This is a genomic window from Bordetella tumbae, assembly GCF_054780995.1.
In genome coordinates, this window is the sequence record NZ_BAAGVG010000011.1 from 80,184 (window position 1) to 100,599 (window position 20,416).

General features: G+C 57.0%; 26 protein-coding genes and 1 tRNA gene. 1 reads left to right on the forward strand and 26 read right to left on the reverse strand.

Annotated elements, in window-relative coordinates; all coding sequences use genetic code 11:
- Positions 1 to 284: 284 nt before the first annotated feature.
- The 26 genes from ACYVI2_RS08935 to ACYVI2_RS09060 all read right to left on the reverse strand — a co-directional run bounded on the left by ACYVI2_RS08935 (position 285) and on the right by ACYVI2_RS09060 (position 18,615).
- Positions 285 to 764 carry a DUF1833 family protein gene (locus tag ACYVI2_RS08935; RefSeq protein WP_415818804.1) on the reverse strand — a complete coding sequence of 160 codons (480 nt, stop codon included), beginning with the start codon at positions 762 to 764 and terminating at the stop codon, positions 285 to 287.
- A complete protein-coding gene (locus ACYVI2_RS08940) occupies positions 761 to 1,222 on the reverse strand; it encodes a hypothetical protein (RefSeq protein ID WP_415818805.1) in 462 nt (153 codons plus the stop codon). The genes ACYVI2_RS08935 and ACYVI2_RS08940 overlap by 4 nt, the downstream gene beginning before the upstream one ends.
- On the reverse strand, positions 1,219 to 4,338 hold the full coding sequence (locus tag ACYVI2_RS08945; RefSeq protein WP_415818806.1) for a phage tail tape measure protein: 3,120 nt from the start codon (positions 4,336 to 4,338) through the stop codon (positions 1,219 to 1,221). Before ACYVI2_RS08945 ends, ACYVI2_RS08940 begins: the two co-directional genes overlap by 4 nt.
- A 42-nt stretch (positions 4,339 to 4,380) precedes the next feature.
- Positions 4,381 to 4,638 (reverse strand): phage tail assembly protein T, encoded by a 258-nt coding sequence (locus tag ACYVI2_RS08950; RefSeq protein ID WP_460490294.1) that lies wholly within the window; start codon positions 4,636 to 4,638, stop codon positions 4,381 to 4,383.
- The gene (locus tag ACYVI2_RS08955) at positions 4,638 to 5,021 is read right to left on the reverse strand and encodes a phage tail assembly chaperone family protein, TAC (protein ID WP_415818808.1); all 384 of its coding nucleotides are present in this window, start codon (positions 5,019 to 5,021) and stop codon (positions 4,638 to 4,640) included. The genes ACYVI2_RS08950 and ACYVI2_RS08955 overlap by 1 nt, the downstream gene beginning before the upstream one ends.
- A gap of 2 nt (positions 5,022 to 5,023) precedes the next feature.
- Entirely contained in the window at positions 5,024 to 5,746 is a 723-nt protein-coding gene (locus tag ACYVI2_RS08960; protein ID WP_415818809.1) for a phage tail tube protein, read from the reverse strand.
- An 84-nt stretch (positions 5,747 to 5,830) separates the two neighbouring features.
- Positions 5,831 to 6,196, reverse strand: coding sequence for a DUF3168 domain-containing protein (locus ACYVI2_RS08965; RefSeq protein ID WP_415818947.1), 366 nt, complete (start codon positions 6,194 to 6,196; stop codon positions 5,831 to 5,833).
- Positions 6,196 to 6,663 carry an HK97-gp10 family putative phage morphogenesis protein gene (locus ACYVI2_RS08970; RefSeq protein ID WP_415818810.1) on the reverse strand — a complete coding sequence of 156 codons (468 nt, stop codon included), beginning with the start codon at positions 6,661 to 6,663 and terminating at the stop codon, positions 6,196 to 6,198. Before ACYVI2_RS08970 ends, ACYVI2_RS08965 begins: the two co-directional genes overlap by 1 nt.
- Before the next feature lie 9 nt (positions 6,664 to 6,672).
- Positions 6,673 to 7,035, reverse strand: a complete 363-nt coding sequence (locus tag ACYVI2_RS08975; RefSeq protein WP_415818811.1) for a head-tail adaptor protein — start codon at positions 7,033 to 7,035, stop codon at positions 6,673 to 6,675.
- Positions 7,035 to 7,361, reverse strand: coding sequence for a head-tail connector protein (locus ACYVI2_RS08980; protein WP_415818812.1), 327 nt, complete (start codon positions 7,359 to 7,361; stop codon positions 7,035 to 7,037). Before ACYVI2_RS08980 ends, ACYVI2_RS08975 begins: the two co-directional genes overlap by 1 nt.
- 2 nt (positions 7,362 to 7,363) lie before the next feature.
- The gene (locus ACYVI2_RS08985) at positions 7,364 to 7,573 is read right to left on the reverse strand and encodes a hypothetical protein (RefSeq protein ID WP_415818813.1); all 210 of its coding nucleotides are present in this window, start codon (positions 7,571 to 7,573) and stop codon (positions 7,364 to 7,366) included.
- Between the two features lie 61 nt (positions 7,574 to 7,634).
- Positions 7,635 to 8,852: a phage major capsid protein gene (locus tag ACYVI2_RS08990; RefSeq protein WP_415818814.1), complete on the reverse strand. Its 1,218-nt coding sequence runs from the start codon at positions 8,850 to 8,852 to the stop codon at positions 7,635 to 7,637.
- A 10-nt stretch (positions 8,853 to 8,862) separates the two neighbouring features.
- Positions 8,863 to 9,543: an HK97 family phage prohead protease gene (locus tag ACYVI2_RS08995; protein WP_415818815.1), complete on the reverse strand. Its 681-nt coding sequence runs from the start codon at positions 9,541 to 9,543 to the stop codon at positions 8,863 to 8,865.
- Between the two features lie 7 nt (positions 9,544 to 9,550).
- Entirely contained in the window at positions 9,551 to 10,963 is a 1,413-nt protein-coding gene (locus tag ACYVI2_RS09000; protein ID WP_415818816.1) for a phage portal protein, read from the reverse strand.
- Positions 10,964 to 11,125: 162 nt separating this feature from the next.
- Positions 11,126 to 12,913 (reverse strand): terminase large subunit, encoded by a 1,788-nt coding sequence (locus tag ACYVI2_RS09005; RefSeq protein ID WP_415818817.1) that lies wholly within the window; start codon positions 12,911 to 12,913, stop codon positions 11,126 to 11,128.
- The gene (locus ACYVI2_RS09010; protein ID WP_415818818.1) at positions 12,882 to 13,247 is read right to left on the reverse strand and encodes a hypothetical protein; all 366 of its coding nucleotides are present in this window, start codon (positions 13,245 to 13,247) and stop codon (positions 12,882 to 12,884) included. Before ACYVI2_RS09010 ends, ACYVI2_RS09005 begins: the two co-directional genes overlap by 32 nt.
- 163 nt (positions 13,248 to 13,410) lie before the next feature.
- Positions 13,411 to 13,767 (reverse strand): HNH endonuclease, encoded by a 357-nt coding sequence (locus ACYVI2_RS09015; protein ID WP_415818819.1) that lies wholly within the window; start codon positions 13,765 to 13,767, stop codon positions 13,411 to 13,413.
- Positions 13,768 to 14,141: 374 nt separating this feature from the next.
- Positions 14,142 to 14,216 (reverse strand) — tRNA-Met (locus tag ACYVI2_RS09020).
- A gap of 154 nt (positions 14,217 to 14,370) precedes the next feature.
- Entirely contained in the window at positions 14,371 to 14,682 is a 312-nt protein-coding gene (locus ACYVI2_RS09025; protein WP_415818820.1) for a hypothetical protein, read from the reverse strand.
- 353 nt (positions 14,683 to 15,035) lie between these two features.
- On the reverse strand, positions 15,036 to 15,458 hold the full coding sequence (locus ACYVI2_RS09030) for a putative PDDEXK endonuclease (protein WP_415818821.1): 423 nt from the start codon (positions 15,456 to 15,458) through the stop codon (positions 15,036 to 15,038).
- A complete protein-coding gene (locus tag ACYVI2_RS09035) occupies positions 15,455 to 16,210 on the reverse strand; it encodes a replication protein P (RefSeq protein WP_415818822.1) in 756 nt (251 codons plus the stop codon). Before ACYVI2_RS09035 ends, ACYVI2_RS09030 begins: the two co-directional genes overlap by 4 nt.
- Complete coding sequence (locus ACYVI2_RS09040) at positions 16,182 to 17,024, reverse strand: helix-turn-helix domain-containing protein (protein ID WP_415818823.1); 843 nt, start codon at positions 17,022 to 17,024, stop codon at positions 16,182 to 16,184. Before ACYVI2_RS09040 ends, ACYVI2_RS09035 begins: the two co-directional genes overlap by 29 nt.
- Entirely contained in the window at positions 17,021 to 17,548 is a 528-nt protein-coding gene (locus ACYVI2_RS09045; RefSeq protein ID WP_415818824.1) for a nuclease domain-containing protein, read from the reverse strand. The genes ACYVI2_RS09040 and ACYVI2_RS09045 overlap by 4 nt, the downstream gene beginning before the upstream one ends.
- Positions 17,512 to 17,808, reverse strand: coding sequence for a hypothetical protein (locus ACYVI2_RS09050; RefSeq protein ID WP_094837133.1), 297 nt, complete (start codon positions 17,806 to 17,808; stop codon positions 17,512 to 17,514). The genes ACYVI2_RS09045 and ACYVI2_RS09050 overlap by 37 nt, the downstream gene beginning before the upstream one ends.
- A complete protein-coding gene (locus tag ACYVI2_RS09055) occupies positions 17,801 to 18,106 on the reverse strand; it encodes a hypothetical protein (protein ID WP_415818825.1) in 306 nt (101 codons plus the stop codon). The genes ACYVI2_RS09050 and ACYVI2_RS09055 overlap by 8 nt, the downstream gene beginning before the upstream one ends.
- On the reverse strand, positions 18,100 to 18,615 hold the full coding sequence (locus ACYVI2_RS09060; protein ID WP_415818826.1) for a phage regulatory CII family protein: 516 nt from the start codon (positions 18,613 to 18,615) through the stop codon (positions 18,100 to 18,102). Before ACYVI2_RS09060 ends, ACYVI2_RS09055 begins: the two co-directional genes overlap by 7 nt.
- A gap of 551 nt (positions 18,616 to 19,166) precedes the next feature.
- On the opposite strand from ACYVI2_RS09060, the gene ACYVI2_RS09065 reads away from it, so the two are divergent.
- On the forward strand, positions 19,167 to 20,207 hold the full coding sequence (locus ACYVI2_RS09065; protein WP_415818827.1) for a S24 family peptidase: 1,041 nt from the start codon (positions 19,167 to 19,169) through the stop codon (positions 20,205 to 20,207).
- The last annotated feature ends 209 nt before the right edge of the window (positions 20,208 to 20,416 follow it).

Consider the following 20,416-nt stretch of genomic DNA (forward strand, 5'->3'; position numbering starts at 1 on the left):
GTTGTCCGCCTCGACAACCAGCCCCACATGCACGCACAACCCTGCCCGCCAGGCGGTAGCGATGGCACCAGGAACTCTTGGTGTGGGCCGTAGACCGTAAGCACCTGCTACCTCTCCACATGCCAACGTGATTTCCTGTAAGGCCCCTGGTTTAGCCGCCGGACACGACGGCAAAAGCGGCTTGTTAAACAGCTCAGCACGCGCATCCCGCGCCATACCCCAACAGTCATACTCATGCGGGCCGCGTCCACCTGCCACGTAACGCGTCAACAGATACCGATTGATCATGTAAACCTAATCCCCGGCGCAGTTTCCGCCGTGTATCTAGGGCGCGGCCACGCCGTGTTCAGAATGTCGTAGTACCCCGCTTCAAATTGCGCCTCGACATCCTCAAAAATGCCACCCCGTATAGTCATAACTGTCGGGGCGCGGGACGGCGCTGACTTATCGCTTTCCAGGTACTCCCGATAAATCAATTTGACTTCTATATCAGCCTCAAGTGCTTGGTCCACATAACGCTGAATGGCTCCGTCTATCGCAGGGACGCCGAAAGTCAGCGTCTGCACGCTCGTGGAGTTCTTAGCTGGCAGGGTGATGCTCAATGAGCCTGCCTCGAACCAAACCATTTCACCGTTAACGCCAAGCAGCTGATCCTCAAAACTGGCGCAGATCCGAATCCATCGCTCTGGCAGCTGTATTTCAAGCGTCGGAATGATGAGTTCGTTCGTAGGCGCGGAGGCGTAGACAACAGATAAGATTGTCATGCTCTAGGCCACTTTTGGTTCATTGCAATATCAAAGATGCTTGCCCCAGTAATGAACTCGGGGAAGTTCCCCCAACCCGGAGGCAACAAAGGACGGCTCCAGACCTCCAATTCAGCCGAGATACGCCACGATGAAAGACCGACAAGTTCCGGCCCCTCGTACACGTCTTTGAAGTGACAGACGGTCGTCACCATCCCTATAGGACTCAACAACTTGAAGTTGAACCAATCCGCACCGTCGTTAATGGAATCTCGATACCATGCTTCAAATGCCGCTGCTTGGTTCTGCCTAAGTATCCAGTACACCGACACGGTGCTCGGTCCAGAGGGAATACGCCTATAGCGTGACCGGCCGGACTGCATCGGCGTGCGCTTGAATGTTTCAGCATGCTTGAACCCGTACCCCTCCCTAAGAGGGAGGGGCAAATCAGCCGGAAAATCAATGTCCGTTGAAATCATCGCCCAACCCTTCTTAATCCATAAGTGCTCTGCATCGCATCAGCTGCATCGCCGCCATTGCGGATGTTCGATACAAAGATTCGTATGACATCCTCACCATCCAGACCCGAAGACTGATCGACTGTCCCTGCGCGCTCCCGATCCTCATTGAGGACCACCGTCACGCCTCGGCCTGAACGGTCCACATTGGAATCAATGCGGCTCAGTACCGAGTCAAGCTTCGCGCTCGTTTCTGCCGTAGTAACGCGCTCGCCCTTCTTCAAAAGCCATGTGCCGGTTTCAGGGACCGCGTCAATACCGTCGTGAGCCATGCCAGCAAGAGACAGCGCCCCCACTGCGGCGGCCAAAGGTGCCGTTGCCGCGATAGCCGTCTCCATAGCAACTGGAGCAAGGGCAGGGCCTACCACCGGTATCGCGGCGGTAGATGCATACGCCGACAGCCCAGCCTGCAATGAGGTAGCAGCTGCATTCGAAGCTAAGGTGCTAGCCGCGCTGGCTTGCGTTGTTCGCCCTACTAAGAGCTGCACTGCTTGATAGACAAGCCATTGCGCGGCCATTTGCGTCAGCGCACCGACAATACTTCGGACCATCGTGGCGCCGATGTTCACAAAAGTGTCACCCAGGGACTGGCCCTCTAATGCCATCGCAGCCAAGTTATTGCCGACAGCGGCTGTCGTGTCGTCGAGCGTTCCAGAAATAAAATCCGCAGCCTGCTGCTGGTAATCAATGGCGGTGTCTCGGTAGTTCTCCCACGCCGATGAGACGCCGTCCAACCAGTTCGCCTGAGCCTCATCTTGCTGTTCGTAGAAATCACGCTGCAAGGCGAGCCGATCTTCAAGAGCCTTACGGAGCACCTCCGTTTCAGCGTCATAAAGGTCCTGGTCGATGTCCCCCCTGTTCAACTGAGACTGGAGATCACTCATCTCACGATTGAATTCTTGCCGGATGGTAAGAATTTCTCTCAACCGTTCCTTGTACTTATCACCCATTCCCGCGCCAGCGAGTTCAAGCTCAAACCCATCACTCGCGGTTTGGTTTCTCTCGTCAAGAGTGGCAGCGTATGAAGCCAACTTGAGCGCGTTCTCGTTCTCGCGCTTGAGCTTCAGCTTTACATCTAGCTCTTGTGCAAGTTGCTTTAAACGCTCCTTCTGCTGCTCATTGATGCCGACCAGCTTTCCGGATTCCAACTCAAAAGCCAGCTTTGCAACCTCGCTGGCATCCTGCTGCCGCTTGCCGGTCGTATTAATTAGCTCGATCTGGCGCTCGTAATCCTTGATCGCTTCAGCTGCCCGCTGCTCGCGGGCTTTGGCCGCACTCGCAGCGGCGCTCTGCGCGGCCTGAGCTGCCGCCTTGGCCTTGGCTTCGCGCTCCCGCTCCTTCTTTTCTTCCTCTGCCTTTTGATCTGCCGTGCGCTGGAGAGCAATCAGCTTCTCCCCCTCGCCATCCTTCAGCCCCTTAACAAGTCCCGCTCCGATGCGCGCCGCTAACCTGTCAGCCTCCGTCCGCTTTCCAGTGAGCAATATCTGCTCATTGATCTTGTCTGACAGCTCCGTAAAAGCCTTGGATGCTGCCACCGCCCCACCGGCAGCGGACGAATCGAAGCCAGCGATGATGGCGGTCAGCTCGACTATGCGATCATTGAGCCTTGCTGCTGCCCCGCTAGCATTGTCAAATTCGCTCTTTGCCTTGATCAGCTTGTCATTCAGACTCTGGAATCGCGAATCGGTATTCGGAATACCAGCCAATTGCGCCGACAGTGAATTAACAGCGTCATTTGCATCAAGCGTCTTAAGCTGAGCCTTCGCCAACTCGTTCCGGATATCAATCAATGCAGCCTGTGCATTGCTCTTGGTGAACCCATCAAACGAGGCGCTCAGGTAGTCAACCTGCTGCCCAAGGTCTTCAGCCTTATCTTTGGACTCACCTGCCGAGGTCGCGAAGTACACCAGCGCTGCGCCAGCCGTGATCGCCGCACCAACAGGCCCGCCAAGAAGTGCCATTGCGCCGGACGCCACCCGCGCAGCAACACCAACAGCCGTGATACCCGCCGCCGCCCTGGTGGTAACGCCAGCCATGGACGCCAAAGCCATCTGATAGCGCACCGATTCCGCGGTGGCCGCGGCGAAACTCACCGCCGATGCTGTTGCTGCTGCGGCCAGGCGTGCGCCGAGGACGACGGCAATCGCCCCAGCTGCTGTAAGAGTCTTATCCCAAGGGATGGACACCAGCGCCCGCACCAGCAAGCCTGCTCCGTCCGCGACTGTGGTGACGAGCGAACTGAAAGCCGCGACGGCCTCAGGGCTCGACAGCTGCTCGTTGAACTCTTCAAGCGCAATCCGAGCCCCATCCAGACTGCCGTCGTCAGCGGTCAGCAGGCCGCTGATCGTATTGCGCAGTCCGTCCAGAGCGCCACCGAACGTAGTACGCGCCGCCTCTGCTGCGCCCCCGTACGTCGCTTCCAACGCCTTTAGGACAATGGCTTGTGCCTCGCTCGCTTTGCCAACCGACTCCAACGAAGCGACAAGTTTCTTCTCGTCCTCAGTAAATCGAAAACCCTGTTTGCTGAGAGAGGCCATCCCCTCAGAAGGCACATCTAGAGCACGGCCAATGGTCTCGGCAGATTGTTGTATCGACATCCCGGTACGAGACGCCATGTCCGCTGCTGCTTTCTGAGCGCGGACGAACTCATTTCCAACGATGTTGGTAAACGCGAGCAGGGCAGTTTGCGCTTGATTAATATCTCCGGCGCTGAAAATGCTCGCGCCCTCAAGCTCTGCCGCCAGTGCGTTCAATTGGTCGCGACTAAATCCGGCTGCCTCACCAGTGGATTTCAGCACCGCCGCAAGCTGTGCCTGCTCACGTTCAGCCTGCTTTGTCTCCTCAATAACTGAACCGAAGATCGTGCCCAGCGATATCCCGGCTATGGTTCCTGCCGCGACGGCAGCGATGGTCGCATACGCTGCTTTGGTTCGTGCTGCGGCTGATTCCGCATCCTTTCCTATCTGGTCGCTCTTGGCCTTGGAGATGCGGCCAGCCCGATCCATTCCGGATTCGAACCCTCCTAGCTTCGCAATCAAATCAAGCGTCAGAGTGCCCAGACTTCGAGAGTTCGACATTTTCAACGCCCAAAAAAAATCCCCGCCGAAGCGGGGTAATGCTTATGCCCATTCCTTCATGGCCTGTTCCAGCGAGATAGCTGGCGCACTCTCATGAGGCATGAAATCGTAGATGGTGTAGCCACCGTTCTTGCTGTGGGAATTGGCGTAAAGCGCCGCAATCGTCGCAGCTGCGCGCTCTACCCTCATGCCTAGGTTCAGGCCTCCCCGCTTAGCCCGGTACTGTCTCCATGTGACAAACTCTCGGTAGCTCAGACGCTCTTTCGCTTCGGCGATTGTGCAACCGCCGATGCCGTTCATTACGAGTTCGCACCAGACCTCTTCCTCTTCGGTGAGGTCTTCAACTTTCCCAGGCCATTCACCTCGCCTATCACAGCAAGAAGCGACGTAGTCAGCTCACCATCCAACGGGCCGCGTTCCGGATCAGCTTCGCCCGTAATATCCCCAACGGTGAAAACAGGCTTTCCATCGGCATCGCAAATGCTCGCTGCAATGCGGCCAGCAACGGCATCCACCTTTCCGGACATCGCCAGCAGGTCGGATACTGCGGCGCTATAACCCAGAGGTCGGACGTAGACGGTAAAGACCAGGTCTTCACCATCCTTATTCCACTTGACCTCTTTTTCAACAGGCTTGCCGGTAAACGCGCCCGCTGTCGCCAAACTCTCTTTGGTCATCAACATGCTTAGGCCACCTTACGAATCCAGGCGGAGCCGCCCGTGCGTTGAAGGGTTGCAGCCGTCGCCACAACAGTGTTTGCCGCGAAGTCGAACGGGAAGTCGGACACGTAAGCGCGGAAAACAAACCAAGTGCGAGTCGCGGGCAGATTGAAATCGTCACCTGCCCCAAGGGTCGCTGTCGCCGCAGCGCCGGTTCCGTCGCCGTCAATAGCAACAGTCGGGGCCGATGTGTACCCGGAACCAGGGTTAGATACAGTGATGCCAGTGATTACGCCGCCTGACACGGTGGCGGTCGCGGTAGCGCCGGTGCCGCCGCCGCCCGAGAGCGTCACCGTCGGCGCGGTCGTATAACCGCTCCCCCCATTCGTCACGGTGATGCCTGAGACGATGCCAGTCGCCATTACAGTCGGCGGCGCTTTGCCATCGGACCAGCCCACAGCCCAGGCCAAATCCTCAACGTTGTCATCCTCAGACAACTGATGCAGGCGGATATGCGACACGTTGCGCGGATCAGCGTTAATGTTCAGCGTCGCCTGCCCAGGCGTACGCAAGCCACGCAGATAGCTGCGAATCTTGTCACTTAGGCACGTGGTTTCGATCTGATCAGCGGGGTTTCCGCCTGGCGAGAACGCTGTTGCGCATTCAATTTCCAAGGCCTCGAACTTAGTCGGGTCCTCAACAGTGGGCGCCAATACATAGATTTGTGTGCCCTGGGTCAAGATGGACATGGTTTCAACTCCAAAGGAACCCGATTCACGGGCAAAAAAAAGCCCCGCGAGGTGCGGGGCATAGGTGAAATAAAGTTGGGTTAGCTATCGAGGCACCCACCACCTAACGTCAAAGCTGACGAAGGCCAAGTCGGTTTCGGTGTCTGTGTCCTCTCCACGCCAAGAGACAATGTGTGCGTGTGGCTCTATGGCATCTCGCAAGGCCTTTGCGGCCTCGCGTGCGTCATCATCGGTGGTCGCGTAGACATCGACCTGCACCAACATGCTGTCAATATCAGGAAGATTTCCAAGGTAGTTTTCGGGGCTACCGCCAGGCACTAGCTGCCAGACTCCATAAGGCGCTGGCGTGCCTTGCGGGACCCTTCCGAAAGGAAAGAGGCGTACGTCCTCACCTAGCACGGCCTGGACAGCGAGAGAGGTCTTTACTGTCGCGTATATGGGCGGATACATCACACCCCCAATTTCTTAACTTCGTTGGTGACTTGCTTATCCAGTTCGGCGGCGACGGCATTAAGCACCTCGTCAACACTGCCCTCACCAGCAGGCCGAATGAACGGCTCAGCACGAACCTTGCTCGTTCCAAGCTCCTTAAGGTGCCAGTGGGGCGTGTTTCCCTTCGGCCCCTCATCAGGATTGCCCCGTGGAATGCGGCCCCTCTTCGTGAGAACACCAACACTGATGATCACGTCTCCAGTACGCCGGGATTCTTTGCTGCGATAGCGCTGGCCGACGTTGTCGGCGATTCTTCGCCCTGTGTCCTTATCGTCAATGCGCAAAGCGTTCTCTTTCGCTCTGCGGCGCAATATCGCAGCTCCCTTGCCAACGGCTTTGCGGCCTGCTGAGCGCCGAATCTTGACGGGCAAGTCCTTCATGTTCTTCAGGGCTTGGTCTAAGCCTGAAAAGCGGTTTTCGGCCATTACGCCCCCTCAAGTTTTATCGCGCACCCCATCTTCACAACGAAGACGCCATTCACGCCGAGCGGTGATATCCGTCTCCGCAGAGACGATCCCAAGTTGGCGACCATCCCAAAGGATGCGCCACTTGGCTAGCTCCAGCCGGTCGACAGGGAACCATCGCAAATTAATGCGCGCCGTGGTTTGTGCTTGCCGTGCATCCGCCGCCATCAGCTCACGGCCAGCGCCGGTCAGAACCTCGGCAGGCACGTCAACCATAGGTTTCCCACCGACGATGGCCACCTCCCAAACCGTGCGAACAGAACCAGTCTCTTCGTTCTTGATATGAACGGGGCGCTCGAATGTGATTCGGTGCCGCAATCGATAAGAAAGCATCACAACCCCGCTGAGCAGCGATAAGGCCGCAATTTGATCTGCGCCGCTCGTCGAAGCTTCTCCGCATCGTCTGGCGAAGCGCCGTAGCTGGCCTGCAACAGGAGGAACACAGCCACCCGCTGACCCGGGGTAACTTCATCTGGGTCAGATACACCAATCAGCGGATCGCCCTCAATAGCCGGACATGCGCCGCTGAAATGGCTGCGCTTCATGAAGCGCAGGGCCTCTTCTTCCGCACCATCCAACAGGTCTTGCAGCTTCTCATCGTCTGAGTCATGGAAGACATCGAGAAACGCCTTAGCTTTGCTCAGGTTGATGACGCTCATGGCTAACCCCTATCGGCCCCGCGTCCTCGGCCTCGTCCTGCGGCCCGCTTGTTTGCCGGGGGCTCGGCCATTTTGTTCTCTGGCGGGTCCTGGCTAGCTCCCGGGTATTTCGCCACACCAAGCTTTACCAGCGCTTCAGCGTAGTAAGTTGGAACATCAGGCTCATCACCGGGCATGAAGCGATCAACTTGATCCGTAATCTTGATTTTCATGGGATCTCCATATACGAAGGGCGGATCAAATCCGCCCTTTCTTGAAAGATGCTGCCGTCGATTACGGAGTCGTGATTACCAACGAGCCCTTAACGAAAGCTTCGGGGCGGTAGATGACCACAATCGTCCGCTCTTCGACGCGGATCGTTGCCAAGTTCTTGACAAAATTGTCCTTGTTCTCAAACGAGATGGAAACGTTCGCATCTTGACGATCCAAGACTTGAGCATGCGTACGGAAGTCTCCGACCAGAGCATTGCCTGCGGCCATCGATTTCGTGGAGACCACATCGCGCCCCCAGAGTCGGCCAGTAGTGGTCGTCTGCGGGTTCGTGAACAGATAGCCCAGCTGCGAGTCTTTCAACAGCTCGATATTGGCCCAGCTAACGGGGTTCAACACCATGCCAGTGGCGAACGCATCTGCCAATTCCACTTGCAACAACATCAGACGCAGGCGGTCAATAGCTTGCTCGTTGGTAACTTCGACGCCAGCTGGCTGTGCATACGGCGTTGCAGCGGTATACAAGCCCAGCATATTGCCCGCAGCGCCCGAGCCGTTAAGGAACTGCTCTTCCTCTTTCAGCTTCAGCAAATAGAGCATCCGGCCTTCGATGTAGCTACGGATGTACGGAACATCGTCGAGCATCTGCAAGGAGATGTCTGTCCAATGGGCGATTGTTGGCACCGTCGCGGTGACGTTTTCAATCTCCACGTTGAACTCGGGCTTCAGTGCGCCTTCAGCCACGATATCCGGACCGCCTGTGTACCCCGTCTCACGCGGGTAGAAGACGACAGGTTTATCGGTACGGCCAGGCATCAGGAGATCGCGCACGACCAGACGCCGGACGGCAGGCTGGACCATGGGCAACTGCTGACCAGGGTAATTCAGAGCCTCACCAGTCGTAGACGACCCGAGCAGCGCCTTACGGCTCATGGGAATGTGAATGCTCTTTCCCTGGCGCGGCGTAGCAAGCAACTGCTTAGATTCAGGATTGTCCTCAAAGAACTTGTCCAGCGCTGCGCCGAGGGTCACATCCTCGCCACGGCCCATGTCCTTCAAGCCTTGGGCGATAACCTGCTCCAGTTCCTTGACCTGCTGTCCCAAGGCGCCCTGCTTCTCCAGCGCCTCATCGACCTTGGCTTTCAATTCTTTGGAGGTGTCTTCGCCGTTGTTCTTCTGGCGCAGGATCTCCGCGCCCATTTCCTTGACTTCTTTGGTGGCCTTGGCAAATTCAGTTGCCAGCGAGGCCAAATCGGAGCCTTGTTCCTCTACGGTGCTCATTTGTTGATCCTTACATTGAATGGAGTCTGAACGCCGCTAGCGCGATGCTCGCGGCCTGTTTCGCCTTTGCGTCGCCGGACTCACTCCGGAGCAACTTCGTCAGGCCGCCGTTGGCGACGGCAGTGGCCTGGGTCTTCGAGAATCCTGCCTCTCGCAGGAATCGCTCAAATTCTTTGATGGTTGGCAGTCCGCCCTCGGACAAGGCAGACTTCACGGCCTCGACCCGAGCAAGATCGTTCATCGGGAACGTCACGGGACTAATCTCGTACAGGTCCAACTCGTGCAGCAGCGAGATGCCCGATTTGCTGTCGTAAGTCTCGCGGATGACGCCATAACCAATCGACAAACCAGTTATTGACCGAGTCTTCATGCCACGATGGGCGATGCGCGCATATGGCGCGTCGTCAATCCAAAGCTCGCCGTTGCCCTTGAGGCCGTGGTCATCCTCCTCTAACTCGGCCCAATGCCCGATTGGCTCATCGGTCTTGTGCTGCCAGAGCATTGGCGTCACACGCCCCATGGACTTCAGCCGCTCGATACTGGCTCCGAACGCACCGCGTTCGACGATATCGTCACCGCCATCCAAGTTTCCGAATACGGAGCCGTAGCCAATGAACGTGCCGACCTCGGTCACATCTTCGGCCTTAAACGCCACGCGTTTATGCCGGAGCACAGGAGATTTTTGATTCATGGTGTTCTCATTGCGATGAAGGCTGTACTACTCGGGAAAGGACTTGCTCCACCTCTGAATCGCCCAGGTCAGGAGCGACCTGACGGATAATGTTTCGCAGCACGTCCTGCGATACGCCGGAGGATTCGGGCTGCACAGAGCCGGAGGCTACTGAGCCGATCATGTTCAGCGGAACCATCGCCGACTGCACTCGGAGTGCTTCTGCGTTTCCACCCATTGGCGGTAGGTTCTCCGCACGCCGCACTTCGTCGCTCGTCATGAGGCCGTTATTGACCATTCGTGCGTAGTACTCGGCCCGAGCCAATGCATTGCCACGCAGAAGGCCCGCGACATTGAACTCAGCGAAGTTCTTTAATTTCTCGGCTGGCGTAAAAAGGTTCTTTCTGATTGACTGCTCAATCTTGCGCAGCCAGGGAGTTAGGCAGTACGCAAGGAATCCGAGATTTTTTTCCTCAAGGCCGGTGCCGTAATTGGACACCTTCTGTCCGTGACCGATGAGACTTGGATCAATACCGAACCATCTGCATATTTCCTCAATGTTGAACATGCGACTTTCGAGCATTTGCGCATCTTCAGGATTGATGGATAGCTGGGCGTACTGCATGCCGCCCTCCAAGACGAAGGCCTGATTTCGACGCGCTCCGCCAGCTCGAAAGTCGTTCATTGAATCGACTAACTTCTTTCGCTCTCCCTCGTCGAGCCACATATCCGGCGGCATCGTAATGACGCCAGCCGCCGACATGCCCGACTCAAAAATGCTACGACTCGCATCATCAGCTGCCATCGCGCCGGAGAAGACGCCCGACCCGTATCGAATCGGCGACAAGCCGAAAATCCCGTCCAAAGTAAATGCGGGGATATGCCACATATCCGCTCTGGAAATCACTCGGCGTTTGCCATTCTCGGTGTATGTGTATTCCGGCTCACCATTCGGGAGCTTTCGGCAGGAAACCATGGACGCCGGAAGCGGGTTCAGGGCCACGATGCGGCCACCAATCCGGAGCTTTTCCGCGTAGCCATTACCTCGCAACATCATCCAAGCAACCATGACCTGCCAAAAGTCAGCGGCGGTCATGTACGCATTGGGTTCGTTATGAAGAAGTTCGTATGCCCAATGCCCCCGAGCCTCTTGCCGAGCGCCGTCACCGAGACGCTCAAATACCCCGAGTGGTAGCGTGGCTATCACCTGGGAGAGCAGCCGGACGCAAGCCATCGCAGCGGACAATCTCAATACAGCATCATCACTCAACGGGCGACCTGTGGCCGAGATTATTTGCCAAGGCTGGTTATAAGAAAAACCATCGCCAGCATCTAATGGGACGTTCGCATGGCGACCAAAAAGCGTCTTTTGGAGAAATCCTGGCCCGGAATCCGCTGTGAGGCCGCTGAAGAAAGCCTTAGATAGAGAGTTAATTTCCACCCTTCATCTCCTTCAGCCCACGGCGCAGAATCTCTGACAGCCACATAAGAAATCCGCCTAGAGATAGGAGAGCCCACCCTGTGCCCCACAGGACATACACGCCAGATACGGTCGCGAGCATGCAAAGCGCGAGAATGAGCGCATATACAGTCAGAACTAATTTCATGCCACCACCGGCTTGTCAAAGAATGAGGATCGGTTTTTGCTTCTGCTGGGCTTCTGGGCCTGAGATAGCCCAACGGCCATGAGCAGAGCAACCATGTCATCGATCTTGTCAGCCGACTTTTTCTTGTTCGGCGACATGTTTAAGTTTTCGTCTCGACGCTCAACGAAGTTCGAGGCACACCAAGTAAGTACAGGATCGCCGCCATGCGCGAACGAGCCAGACACGTAGGCCATTTCAAGCGCGGTCATAGCGGGGTGATACGATTTCCCACCCTGAATGAACTGCACCATTGGCAGGCCAGCTTCGACCAGCCGACTCACTAGGTCTGATGCGTTCCAGCTGTCATACGCAATCGACGAGACCTGAAGTCCCTTGCACAGCGCAATAATGTCCGCGCCAACCACCGCATAATCGGTAACGTCGCCGTCTGTCTGCTTGAGAAATCCCGACTCAACCCAGCTCGCGTACGGCACAGTGCCCCGTTCAGTACGTTGTGCGACCGCGTTTTCAGGCACCCAGCGTAGGCCATAGGTGTAGAGCACACCGTCCACGTTCCAGACAAGTCTAAAAGCGGTCAAATCGGTAGTGCTTGCGAGGTCCAGCCCGCCAGTGCAGGGGTACTTCTTAAGCCAGGACAGGTCTACAGCACCTCCGCACTTCTTCCACTTACCAAGGTCGATCCATCCGCTTGATGTTGAGGCTGGCCGATTCAAACGTTTGATTCGGAACTCGGCCAATTTGGAAGGCATCTGCTTGGCTTCTATCGCCTCCTTCCGAACGGCTGCCATCAAATGGGGGTTGATATCAAGCAGAGGGTTCGCTTTCACCCATTTGCTTTCATCAAACTCATCGTCCTCTTTGTAGCCCTCGGTCTTGTCCTCGTCGTCGAGCGCATATATCAGCGCAAGGTAATGATCTGCCTCGAAAACCCCTAGCAGCAGATTCCTGGCGAACTGGCGAATCTCAGCCCACGGGCCTGGATTCGCATATCCCTCGGTGGTGGTATACAACCACAAAGGATTCGAGCGGGCGCCCGCCGCAGACGTAAGGACGTTTAGAAGATCAGAGGTCTTGTGAGCGTGAATCTCGTCCAGACCGGTGTGCGACGGGTTTAAGCCGTCTTGCGTACTGGCCTTGGCGTGAATCGCCTTAAAACTCCCTCCCGTTTCAAATCTCGTCAGGGCCTTGGCCCAAACTTGCAATCCAAATGCCTCACGCAGAGCCGCCTTCAGCTCAACCATCCGCTTAGCGACCTTGAAGATGATCGCGGCCTGGCCGTAGGTGGTAGCGGCACTCATAATCTGCGCGCCCTCTTCGGGCTCGCAGCACTGGCAATAGAGAAGAATGCCAGCGGATAGCGTGCTTTTCGCGTTCTTGCGCGCTACCGCGAACAGCGCAGACGTAAAGCGCCTGGGCCTGAAGAAGCCGTAATCAGGTATCTCCGTGCCATCGCGCTTGCGGAAGCCGAACAACTGCACAACAAAGAAGATGTGCGACGGGTGCAAAACAAGATTTGGCTGCGGCGTTCCATCCGGATTGACCCACTTACCCTCTACGTGAGGTAGCTTTTCCAGAAAGTCACAAGGGTCATTGGCGTGCCATTCGTCGAAGATGAATGGCGAGTCCTTTCGTTTCGCCCGCTTTAAGTCGTCAAGAAAGCGTTTCGAAGCGAGCCGTATCCACTTACCAAACTTCCTCCGTTTCTTGTCCGCTACCGCAGCCTTCGCATAGTCGATGGCAATTGCCACATAATCACGCGACTCGTCGTTTACCTGGGCGGCCATTTTTGGCGAACTCGTTTGTCGCTGGCACTTCACCAGAGGGCTTAACCTTTCCCTGGGCGACCGGCGTTAGACCAAAGTCGTTTTGATATGCGCGAAGAGCACCGACCATGCTTGCAGTGGGCGCTTCACCAGCGGCGTAGAGTTGTCGAATCTTTCCATGCAGCGCACACATGTGCGCCAACGAGCTAAGGCTTGCCTCTGTTAAAAGTTTGTTTGCGTACAGAATTCGCGCTAAGCGATTCCATTCTTCGACTGCCGCCGGATTGATCAGCCATTCAGGTGCAGGCGGAACGTCATCCACCAAAGGCAGTTCGACGGCGTCCGGGCCGTCCATCCTGCAAGGCTGGTCCGTGCCCGAAACGACCTTGAGGTGGTCAGGTTTACGGGGTCTTGGCATATCGAAAAAACCGTTTTTTTGAATTGCACGCGTAAAAAAAAGGCTGGAGGCGCGGTGTCCGGCAAGAGGGCTCTAGGGTTTGAACCCACCCCTCCCCGCTTCAGGGTCGGACGGTGGGATCACGTCCCGGCGGCGCTGCGCGGCGCTTTGGATACCGCCTGCCGCCTTCACGTTGCGTCTTTGCTTTGTGGCAGTCCCTGTTGATCGCCCGCAGGTTGCTAGGGTCGTCCGTGCCACCACGAGACAGCGGGATGTGGTGATCCACTTCATGTGCAACGAGCACACGGCCAAGCCGTTTGCATTCGTCGCATTGGCATAGCCAGCCATCTCTATTCAGGATCATCAGCCGAAGCCTCCGCCACGGCCTACCGCCTCGCCCTTGTCCATACGATGGGGCAATGGGCTCGTGTCGTGGTGTGCTCTGCCGAACTTTGTGCGTCTTCGGCTTGGTCGGCATCAGCGTGGAGCGCCGCTCAGATACGTAATGCCCAAACCTTGGTCGTCATCATTCAGCTGACCTGCGACGGCGTCGGCTAGGTCGGCTATCGCGTCCGCTTGGCTCACTATCGCTTGTGCCAGTCTGTTCTGGGCCTGCGTGTTCTCCAGCAGTGCCGCTAGGAGTTGTTGAGTTAAAGAGGCTTCGTGCTCGCTCATATGCAAGGTCCGTCCATCGTCGTAGAGTCTCGCGCCTACGTGCGCATCCAAGGCAGGTCATAGCTGAGAGTCCTCAAGTGATCGTGCCGGGTGCCACCAACTGCACGCCGCCCGGCGGCGACGCCCGAACCCCCACACGCCATCCATGACGTGCGGCCCTCGGTAGCAAAGGGAGATTGGTTGCGGCGACAGGGTTCGAACCTGTGACCTCCGGGGCATGAGCCCGGCGCGCTCCCACTGCGCTACGCCGCGAAAATGAAAAGGCCCCGACCGGTTATCCAGTCAGGGCCAATGGGATTCTGCAAAAGAAAAACCCGCCTGTTTTGAGGGCGGGTTTCTGTAGACGGACTAATACACCTTATCCGTTAAGGACGGATATTGCAGGAAAAAACTGCAACCGTCAACATCATTTATTTGATTCGTTGGCTTCGCCCACTAAGCCGCCATTCTGAAGCCGCCTTGTGATTGCTGCGTATGCTTCCTGATGCAGTCCAAGCTTTGAGTCCTCTTCGCTCTTCCCTTGACTTCCAAACAGCCAGCGCTTGATCTTCAGGCTGTGAGCCGTCACCGTGCGCTCGCAAACATCAAACCGCTCTGCTATCTCAGCCAGCGTCACCTTTGCCCCAAGCAAGCGCTGTATCAACGCTGAACGGACGCGCCCATTGGACACGCAACCGGACAACGCAGCACCAGCAGCCAAGGTGGTCAACTGGCTCATCGCAGCCTCCCACTCGGCGTTAGGTTTCCATCCAGAGCAGCAGCTCACCTTGCAACTGCACGGGACTTGCCACGGCCCTACCGAAGCGATCAACACAGCTTTGTGGATAGGCAACAGTTGATCAAGCTCCGCTCGGATCATTCCTGCTTGTCCAGCACCGTCCGTCCCGAAAAGGCCTTTCCCTTCTTGGGAGGATCGCCCTGCCATTGCCCGATTCATTAGGGGCCGGTCGTACTGCTGCATTGAATAGTTCAACGCAAAAGTCAGCGCTGCGTGTGCGCTACGAAAGAGGGGCTCTGCTTCTTGGTGTGCTGCCGCAACACTCGGCACGCGAGAGATAGTCGTGGTATTCATCAGATAATGTCCGGGCTGTAGGTAGTGTTGAACGGGAGCATTTCCCGCATCCATTGCATTGCGGCATCCCAGTCGAGAGTGACGGTGTGACGCCCCCGCACCGGCCAATGCCGAGAATTAACGTGATAAGCATCCAGCATCACGGACTCGCCTCGCGCTCCCGTTTGCCGGTAGATGAGGACGGGTATCCCCTGGTCGCCCGCCTGCGCTTGTGCCTGCCTCCACCACGCGGGCAAGCAAAGCGTGTTGGCATGCTTGCATTCGACAGATATACGGGCGAAAGCGGCGTCATCTGCAACGACATCACTGTCACCCAACGCGTTACGAACTCGTCTGCGCCAAATAGTGCCGGTCGATTCGGTAAGCAAGTTGGCAACCTTGCGTTCGTATGCTGCCCCTTTGTTTCGCTGCATCGCGCTCATGCCTGCGCCCCCCGGCTTTGCATCGCATCGACGGCAGCTTGCGCAAGCTTCACCACTGCGGGCGAGTACCGCCGACCACCTTTGCGCGCCTGCTCAGCCAGCACTCGCCGCGCTCCGCGAGTGGGATCGCGAGCGCTATCGGGGGCCACAGCTCGATTGCTGATTTCCTTGATCGCTTCCGCAGCCTTGGCGTTCGCCCGCTCATCAACCGCAGGAGGCGGCAACGCCTTCGCCGGTGCCGGGATCGGTTCCCACGAGGATCGCGCCAGCTCTTCCGACAATGCTCGCTCCCAACGTGTCTGCATCACTGCATACCCGCAGTTGAGCAAGTCATGGCGCCCGACCCGAACCGCTGCCCAGTACACCGCCGGATGGCTCCAGTTGCCGACCTCGCCACGTTGGCGAGCCGTCATGCCCGCAACCGCGTCGTGAAACGCGTTCTCCGGGATCAGGCCAGGCCGACATGCCTTGATGAACTCGCTGACAGACGGGGGCCAGTCGTACATACGACGGCACGCACGCAGACCCTCGGCAACCTCGTGAGGCGTCAGCCCCTCTTCGTCGAATGCTTCGGCCCATGCCCCCTTCCAGTTCTCGATGCTCTGCATGTCGGGGAAATCCTTAAGCCAGCGCCCCCCGTACGTGCCCGAAAGCCTGTTCCACAGATGGTCGATCAGGGAGATACCCTCAAGCTTCGCCAGCGGCACAGACCAGCCAGCCTGCTTAGATGTCGATTGTGCGACCGTCGTCATGGCCGTTGCCTCCGTGGTTGCGATTGCGATTGACGTACTGCGTCGGGTTGAACTTGCCCGACTGGCTTGCACCCCCAACGAGTCCCGCCCCCTTCGGAACAAACAGGCCTTGCCAGCTCTTGCCGATGGCGTGTTCGATTACATCGGTGGGCGTGTATCCCTGGAGGCGGTATGCAGCCAGGTCTTTCAGCTGCTGTTTTGCAGCCTCTTCGGTCAACGGCTTGCGGAGTTCCACGCGGTGACGTACCCAACGCCCCCACAGGTCTGCATCCAGCCAGTCCGGCAATTCCAAGCTCATCGGGTCGAACCCATGAGGCGAACGCTTGCGTGCGCCTTTGACGGTTCTTGATGGTTCTATGACGGTTATATGCGGGTGCAACCCGTTGCACCCTTTTATGTCGTCATTTGCACCCTTTGCGTCATCAGTTGCACCCTTTATGTCGTGGATTGCACCCTTTTCCGCTGAATTAATGGGTGCAGAATTTGCACCGTTTTCTTGATCTGGATCGGCTGGAGCGAGGGATGCAAAATCTGCACCCTTTATCCAAGCCTCAGAGATACGGTATTCACGACGCTGATTGCGCCCACCATTCCCAGAGTTGACCAAGATCAACCAACCAGCCTTTTCCATGGCACGCAGCTGATACTGCACAGCACGCACGGACTGCCGGGTCTTCTCCGACAGAGACGCGATAGAGGGGTATATCCCCGTCCCTACGTCGTTCGAATGATCAGCGAGTGCCAGCGCAAGCAGCATCTCGCCGCCCCCGTTGGGATAGCGCTTAAACACCATCGTCATGACTTCAACACTCATGCCGACTCTCCATACAAAGATTGATACCCGCTCTCAGCTTGCTCAGGCCATTTGCCCAAGGCGATGATCCGCAGCCGCGTCAGACGCAGAGCAGGCACGAAATAACTCAACTTGATTTCCCGGGATGCCGGGGATTGGTCTATGAACCAGTGACAACCACCACAGCCGAACGCAATAGCCCAGTCATGCGCCTTGATGCCCTTGCCCTTGCCGTCACGCGTACGGTTCGAATGGCACGCCACGGTGGTATCTGTTCCACCCCAGCAGTACACAGGGACCCGCAGCAAGCACTCTTCGCCGTTAGCAAGAGCCAGCAGCTCGGGATTGCGATAAACGGTCTTGGTCGCCCTCTTCCCTTTCCTACGTGCCTTCATCGCGGCACGAGGCGGCTTAATGGCCGTAGCGCGCATCATCGGGGCCTTGGCAGTCAACGGTTTGCCACGCTTGAGCGGCGTGCGTTGCTTCAGTCCGGTTTTGCGGGTCAACGTCATGGCTTGGCCTTTGCCGTCTGCGCACGTCGCCATACAGGCGAACTCAGTCGGCGAGGATGACGCGTAAGCATTCCTGCGCGGGCGTAATCGACCAACAGGGAATCCACCGCGAGGCGAGCAGCCATTTCACGTGTGGTGCTGAACCAGGGATCAACCGCTATAAGCTTGGGCTTGATCACCGAGACCAGAGCGTCAACGTCAACCGTACGCTCAGTGTCGAGGATCATCTGACGAACCTGAGTGATGACCTCCAGAGGCACGCGATAGCCACGGAATACATGCAGGCTAGGCATACGTACCGCTCCACTTGAGAAACGGCTTACGGATGCGGTCATGGAACAGAGCTGCCGCCTGGGCGTTGTGGTCCAGCTCGCTCCGGCTCAAAATACCGCAAGCACGACGTATGTAGTCGGCTGCGTACTCACTCGTTGCCACACCATGAGGGACGGCGCCAGCGCGGGCAATGACCCACTCTTGGAAGCGCTTGTTCGCGCACAACTGGCCCGCCACTCGCGCCAGCGCCGCCCCCTTGCCTACCCCAGGCGCTACACGCGCTCTTACGGGGCTACCTGAACTCGCACGACTCAGCATTGCACCCTCGACGCATTGCGGGCGCCACGGAATGCCAGAACAGCCAAGTCCATAAACAACGTGTAAAGCGCACTGCGTTCGTCAGCGTCAATCTGGCCGTCTGCCATGGCGCTCAACGTCGAAGCGTTCAAGCTCCCAACGGTCATGCCCACCTTGAGCACCTTTTCGTGAATGGCCTTGAGCTCGTCGGCCCAGCCGCCTTCAGGTGGCGGGGGTACGTCCAAACACGTCAAACCATGCTCGACCATGGCGTACGTCTGTGCCCAGCGGTGAGCAGCTTCAACGCCCCCAGCTTTCTGAGACAGCCACTCCGTTAAGAGGTCAGCAATCTCGAAGGTCATGGCCTCACCTTCCTGGCCGTTGAGCTTGGCGCGCAGCGATTCGTAATGAATGGACTTGCCACGGCGCTCACTCAAGAACCGTGCAGCGTCCTTCACGCCTCCAGGCGCATTGCGGACATCGTTGTAAAGGACATCAAGCCAATGATGAGAATGCAGGCGGATGGTCATAAGGCTTACCTTGGTAACTGCGGATATCAGGGTTTCGGGTACACGGCGCTGTCTTTAAGATGCGCAACATGCAAACGAATCAGGAAATGTCTGTTGGTCCGATTTGGATCGCGTTGGGTGGCGGTGGCGATGTCGTGTCACCAGGGATGTGTGCGTCTGCCGCCCGACCCACCGGACAGATGTCCATCGGGTCCACTTGGAACCAACGGCAGATTTCCGTCACAGAGAAAGGACGCGAGGGAATCAGTTGGCACGGATCAGTCATGGCGCAGTCTCCTGATGGGCTGCCGCCGGTGCCGGAATCTCGTTTGGCCGCATTGCATGGAACGCGGTCATCCAGGATCGGGGTATCTCGTTATCAGATACCCATTGAGAAATACGGCCTTTGGTAAGGCCCGTGATTCGCATCACCTCGGCCCGACCGCCCATGATATTGATGACATCGGTAGCGTTCATACGAGGGGAGTTTAGATATTTCTAATCATTAGGTCAAGATTAATCTAAACCATTGTTTAGAAATCTCTTGTTCTAATCGCAGCATGGATAAGCGAATGGATAAGTTTGAGATTCGGCGCAAGCGATTGCGGCAGCTCATTGACGACAAGGCCAACGGGAACAATGCGGAATTTGCCCGCAAGTACGGCTACGAGCGTGCGCAGATATCTCAATATCTCTCGGCCACATACAACCGCGGGCGCACCCCCGGTCAACATGTGGTGGACGAGCTTGAGCGTCGCGTAGGCCTGCCGACCGGATGGTTTGACCAAACAGAAGCGGAGGCCGCCGACCCATGGCCCTTCCCCGCAATTCCAGAAAAGGAAGTGCGCGCTCTCTCTCCTGAAAAGCTGAACGCCCTGCAAGGTGCAATGGCCCTGGCGATTGCCCAGCTCAAACTCGACATCAAGGTTGCGCCCCCGACTCAACCAGCTCAGCCTAGCCATGGTGGTCTGGCCGATCTCGATTCCGCTGCTGATGAGTTCCCAATGAGGATCGATGGCCTACCACCAGCACCATGGGAGCCAGGCGGCGTCACGACCAAGCAAATGGAACGTGAAAGGCGAGTTCAATTCGGCATAGAACTCAGCACCGTCGCTAACGTCACAACCGGTGATCCGGTAGCCGCAAACGAAAAGTTCGAGAAGGTCTTGGAACTGGCTGATGTGCGGCTAGCCGCCGGTGACGGCATCGAAGCGGACAGCGAGTTGGTTACCGGCGCGATTCAGTTCCGACAATCATTTCTTCGCTCCGTCGGCGCCGATCGCGGACGCGGCCGAGTGGTCTACGCCAAAGGCGACAGCATGGATCCGAATATCAAGGATGGCTGGGCACTGCTAGTCGTGCCAGACGACAGCCTAACTATCCACGACCTGGTTCCCAACACCGTTTATGCCATCAACTATGACGGGAAAATGATCGTCAAGGTGATCGACAAGGACAAGCTGACTGGTCAATGGATCGCCAGGTCGGCCAACCGGAAATACCGAGATTTCCCTCTGGAGGCCCAGGGCGTATCGGTGAGAGTGCTGGGCCGGGTCGTATGGGCCGGTGGGCGGCTGCTAGAAGGTGACGCCGCTCGACTTGGGGTTGCTTAGCGTCGCCAATTTCTGACTCATATCATTGCAAGCGCAAATAACCTTCTATATGCACGGCTAAAGCGCAGGAATGCCGAAAAGTGGCGTTAACTCATTGATTTCAAAAACATTTATCTAATTTTCCAACCGAAAAATTAGCGATTAAATAAGATAACCCCTAGAAATCAATGACTTAGACCTTGCTCTCAAAGTCAGCGAGCATTAGCGAT

Bases quoted from the DNA above. Each gene is read 5' to 3' on its own strand.
- ACYVI2_RS08935 (WP_415818804.1), bottom strand. From the start codon at position 764: ATGACAATCTTATCTGTTGTCTACGCCTCCGCGCCTACGAACGAACTC.
- ACYVI2_RS08940 (WP_415818805.1), bottom strand. From the start codon at position 1,222: ATGATTTCAACGGACATTGATTTTCCGGCTGATTTGCCCCTCCCTCTT.
- ACYVI2_RS08945 (WP_415818806.1), bottom strand. From the start codon at position 4,338: ATGTCGAACTCTCGAAGTCTGGGCACTCTGACGCTTGATTTGATTGCG.
- ACYVI2_RS08950 (WP_460490294.1), bottom strand. From the start codon at position 4,638: ATGAACGGCATCGGCGGTTGCACAATCGCCGAAGCGAAAGAGCGTCTG.
- ACYVI2_RS08955 (WP_415818808.1), bottom strand. From the start codon at position 5,021: ATGTTGATGACCAAAGAGAGTTTGGCGACAGCGGGCGCGTTTACCGGC.
- ACYVI2_RS08960 (WP_415818809.1), bottom strand. From the start codon at position 5,746: ATGTCCATCTTGACCCAGGGCACACAAATCTATGTATTGGCGCCCACT.
- ACYVI2_RS08965 (WP_415818947.1), bottom strand. From the start codon at position 6,196: ATGTATCCGCCCATATACGCGACAGTAAAGACCTCTCTCGCTGTCCAG.
- ACYVI2_RS08970 (WP_415818810.1), bottom strand. From the start codon at position 6,663: ATGGCCGAAAACCGCTTTTCAGGCTTAGACCAAGCCCTGAAGAACATG.
- ACYVI2_RS08975 (WP_415818811.1), bottom strand. From the start codon at position 7,035: ATGCTTTCTTATCGATTGCGGCACCGAATCACATTCGAGCGCCCCGTT.
- ACYVI2_RS08980 (WP_415818812.1), bottom strand. From the start codon at position 7,361: ATGAGCGTCATCAACCTGAGCAAAGCTAAGGCGTTTCTCGATGTCTTC.
- ACYVI2_RS08985 (WP_415818813.1), bottom strand. From the start codon at position 7,573: ATGAAAATCAAGATTACGGATCAAGTTGATCGCTTCATGCCCGGTGAT.
- ACYVI2_RS08990 (WP_415818814.1), bottom strand. From the start codon at position 8,852: ATGAGCACCGTAGAGGAACAAGGCTCCGATTTGGCCTCGCTGGCAACT.
- ACYVI2_RS08995 (WP_415818815.1), bottom strand. From the start codon at position 9,543: ATGAATCAAAAATCTCCTGTGCTCCGGCATAAACGCGTGGCGTTTAAG.
- ACYVI2_RS09005 (WP_415818817.1), bottom strand. From the start codon at position 12,913: ATGGCCGCCCAGGTAAACGACGAGTCGCGTGATTATGTGGCAATTGCC.
- ACYVI2_RS09010 (WP_415818818.1), bottom strand. From the start codon at position 13,247: ATGGACGGCCCGGACGCCGTCGAACTGCCTTTGGTGGATGACGTTCCG.
- ACYVI2_RS09015 (WP_415818819.1), bottom strand. From the start codon at position 13,767: ATGCCGACCAAGCCGAAGACGCACAAAGTTCGGCAGAGCACACCACGA.
- ACYVI2_RS09025 (WP_415818820.1), bottom strand. From the start codon at position 14,682: ATGAGCCAGTTGACCACCTTGGCTGCTGGTGCTGCGTTGTCCGGTTGC.
- ACYVI2_RS09030 (WP_415818821.1), bottom strand. From the start codon at position 15,458: ATGAGCGCGATGCAGCGAAACAAAGGGGCAGCATACGAACGCAAGGTT.
- ACYVI2_RS09035 (WP_415818822.1), bottom strand. From the start codon at position 16,210: ATGACGACGGTCGCACAATCGACATCTAAGCAGGCTGGCTGGTCTGTG.
- ACYVI2_RS09040 (WP_415818823.1), bottom strand. From the start codon at position 17,024: ATGAGTGTTGAAGTCATGACGATGGTGTTTAAGCGCTATCCCAACGGG.
- ACYVI2_RS09045 (WP_415818824.1), bottom strand. From the start codon at position 17,548: ATGGCGACGTGCGCAGACGGCAAAGGCCAAGCCATGACGTTGACCCGC.
- ACYVI2_RS09050 (WP_094837133.1), bottom strand. From the start codon at position 17,808: ATGCCTAGCCTGCATGTATTCCGTGGCTATCGCGTGCCTCTGGAGGTC.
- ACYVI2_RS09055 (WP_415818825.1), bottom strand. From the start codon at position 18,106: ATGCTGAGTCGTGCGAGTTCAGGTAGCCCCGTAAGAGCGCGTGTAGCG.
- ACYVI2_RS09060 (WP_415818826.1), bottom strand. From the start codon at position 18,615: ATGACCATCCGCCTGCATTCTCATCATTGGCTTGATGTCCTTTACAAC.
- ACYVI2_RS09065 (WP_415818827.1), top strand. From the start codon at position 19,167: ATGGATAAGTTTGAGATTCGGCGCAAGCGATTGCGGCAGCTCATTGAC.